Below are 2,469 nucleotides of genomic sequence, written 5' to 3' on the forward strand. Positions count from 1 at the left end.
TGCGTCCAGCGCGCCGGCGACGTCGTCGCGCAGCCACACCGCCCAGCAGGACCACTCTGTTCCGTGTTTGGAGTAGTAGTGCACGCCCAGCGCCCGTGCGCCGCCCACCAGTGGGGCGGCCGCCAGCGTGGCGGCCAGTTCGGTCGTCAGATGACGGTCACCGCTACGCGTCTGCGCCACGGTGATCTCGCCGATCCCTCGCTCCCACAGTGACTGTGGAATATGCGAGGCCAGGTAGGTGATGGTGCGCGCGTGTTCGATCTCCACGAACCATCCCGATGCCGGCAGTGCCACCGTGTACAGGCGGTGGGCGTACAGCCAACCGATGTCGACCACGCCGGGTGGCCGAACCCCCAGATCGTTCCAGTCCTGGGCGATCAGAGCGTAGAGATCGGTATCGCCGGGATCATCGAGGTACTCCTGCGCCCGGTAGGGGCCGCCGACCTTCAATGCGCCCAGCAACTCGCCGTACGCGCCCTCGGCGCTACTGGCGCAATAGATGGTCTGCTCGCCGGGCAGATCGAAACGGTTCCACCCCGCCCGGTCCTCGCTGCTACTCACGCCCCTGGTCGGCGGATTGAGCACCCCATAGGAAGGTTTAGCCAACCGATAAACGGTCCGTCCGCCGGCCGACAGCAGCGCCAGGCCCGTGTTCGCGCAGACCGTGACCTCGACCGTCACGGGCAGCATCCTCTACCGGCGCACATACTCACCACGGCCACTCTAGGTGGCCCTCCACTGCTCGCCGGGCCGGCCCGCAGGGCAGGGTCACGGGGCGAGCTTTAGTTGTCGGTGCCGTCGACGAACGCCGCGGCAGCACTCATCACCGGCTTGAACTTGCCCGCCGCGATCGCCATAAACGGCGGCTGCTCATCCAACCTGGGGTTCGCGCCGATGAACCATGCCCGGGCGACATCTGACCCCTCGGACGTCGCGACCGCCACCCACGCCCGGTGCGCCACCTGCAGCCGCTGCAACGCGCCATCACGCGGCACCGGACCACCGTCGGCAGACCACTTGTACGGCAGCTTCCTGTCCCGCACACCCGCGGCCACCGCCACCACCGTCGGCCCGAGATGCTGCACCAGCTGACGCGCCAACTCCGCGCTCGACAGCCTCATGGTCTCGGTATGCGCCAAGATCGCCTGATCCACCACAGCCATCGCCCGAACCCCCTTGCGTCAACTCCCGCGACCACCGCCAATCAAGGCAGTAGACGACTACGGGCACCCTGCCCAACACCGTCAATGCTACTCAAATGCCACCAATCGGCAACGCCCGGCGTCCACCGAGTCCGCCAGCGCACCAGCAGCCACACCCGGCGGTGGCTCGTAGGCGGCCTACCTCGCCTCTGTGCGCTCGGGGCCTGGGCGGTTGGCGCTTTCAGAGTCAACCGACGCGACTTGCCGCAACGGGCATAATTCCCCGCAGCAGTTGACGCACCAAGAATGGACAGATCTATGGCTCAGCACTTCCAGGTCAGATACACCGACGACATCGACGGAACCGACCTAGGCGAGGCAGCAAACACTATCGCGTTCGCCTTCGAGGGCAAGGAATACTCCATCGACCTCAGCGACGACAACGCCCAGGCGCTGCGAGAGGCCGTGGCCCCATACATCGAGGCCGGCCACCGCGTGACCGGAAGAAACACCAAGGCCGCAAGAAAAACCTCCGCGAAGACGCCGTCCGCAGAGACCAGAGCTATTCGCGAATGGGCCCAGGCCAACGGCTACGACGTCTCCGACCGCGGACGCATCCCCGCCGACGTCATGCAGGCCTACCACGCCGCCAACTAACCCTTTGGCGCGGCGAACTGGAGAAAAACACGACCCCACCAGGAGCGATGTAACTGGTAGGAGCGGGTGTTCGGGAGTCGGGAGTAGGAGGTCTGATCGCGGCGTCTCGGGCGGCGAATTACTCTGTGGCACTCTCCATACCGGTAACAGGAGTCGTTTCCCGTTACCCGTTCCCCTGTTACCGATTGCCCGGTGATTCTGGAGGACCAAAACTCCCAGTGTTTCCCTGCCGCTGGAAACTGCGCCAACTTGCACAGCAAGTTGACCAGTACAGCCTGCGTGCCGGTCCTCAGAATTCAGGGCCGAATCAGGACTTTACGGCCGGCCTCCGTGAGTCTCACCCATTTGGCCGTCGACGGATTGTGCACGTCGGTGGCGGGGTACTCCAACCATCGCCGACCGCGGGCGATGCGTTCGCGTATACCAGCCTCGCTCGTGTCCAGGACTCGAGCGCACCAGGAGATTCTCCGCTCGCTGGTGTGTGCTTGGAGCGCGATGAGTTCGAGCACGTCGGGAGCAAGTTCGCCCCGCCCTGCGGCTGAGCGAGCGTCGTTACCGAGAACTGGCGGCTGGTCGGGATCGCGGCCGTATATAGGATCCTGCATTGCGCTAGCGCGGATCAACCAGGCGGTGCTGGTCCCAAGGTGTTAGGGACGTGCTTCGGATAGCA

The 2,469-nt window shown here is 65.2% G+C and carries 3 protein-coding genes; 1 reads left to right on the plus strand and 2 read right to left on the minus strand.

Annotated elements, in window-relative coordinates; translation table 11 throughout:
• Both G6021_RS14430 and G6021_RS14435 read right to left on the minus strand, forming a co-directional pair.
• Nucleotides 1-681, minus strand: a 681-nt coding sequence (locus G6021_RS14430; protein ID WP_194307920.1) for an RES domain-containing protein, incomplete at its 3' end; no start/stop codon positions are given.
• A 101-nt stretch (nt 682-782) separates the two neighbouring features.
• Complete coding sequence (locus tag G6021_RS14435) at nt 783-1,163, minus strand: hypothetical protein (RefSeq protein ID WP_182635440.1); 381 nt, start codon at nt 1,161-1,163, stop codon at nt 783-785.
• Nucleotides 1,164-1,460: 297 nt separating this feature from the next.
• Between G6021_RS14435 and G6021_RS14440 the strand changes: the two genes are divergently transcribed.
• Nucleotides 1,461-1,799: an Lsr2 family protein gene (locus tag G6021_RS14440; protein ID WP_182635438.1), complete on the plus strand. Its 339-nt coding sequence runs from the start codon at nt 1,461-1,463 to the stop codon at nt 1,797-1,799.
• Nucleotides 1,800-2,469 lie beyond the last annotated feature (670 nt).

It is taken from the genome of Dietzia sp. CW19 (assembly GCF_014145265.1).
GTDB lineage: Bacteria > Actinomycetota > Actinomycetes > Mycobacteriales > Mycobacteriaceae > Dietzia > Dietzia natronolimnaea.

Coding starts and splice junctions, on each gene's coding strand:
- G6021_RS14435 (WP_182635440.1), bottom strand. CDS start 1,163: ATGGCTGTGGTGGATCAGGCGATCTTGGCGCATACCGAGACCATGAGG.
- G6021_RS14440 (WP_182635438.1), top strand. CDS start 1,461: ATGGCTCAGCACTTCCAGGTCAGATACACCGACGACATCGACGGAACC.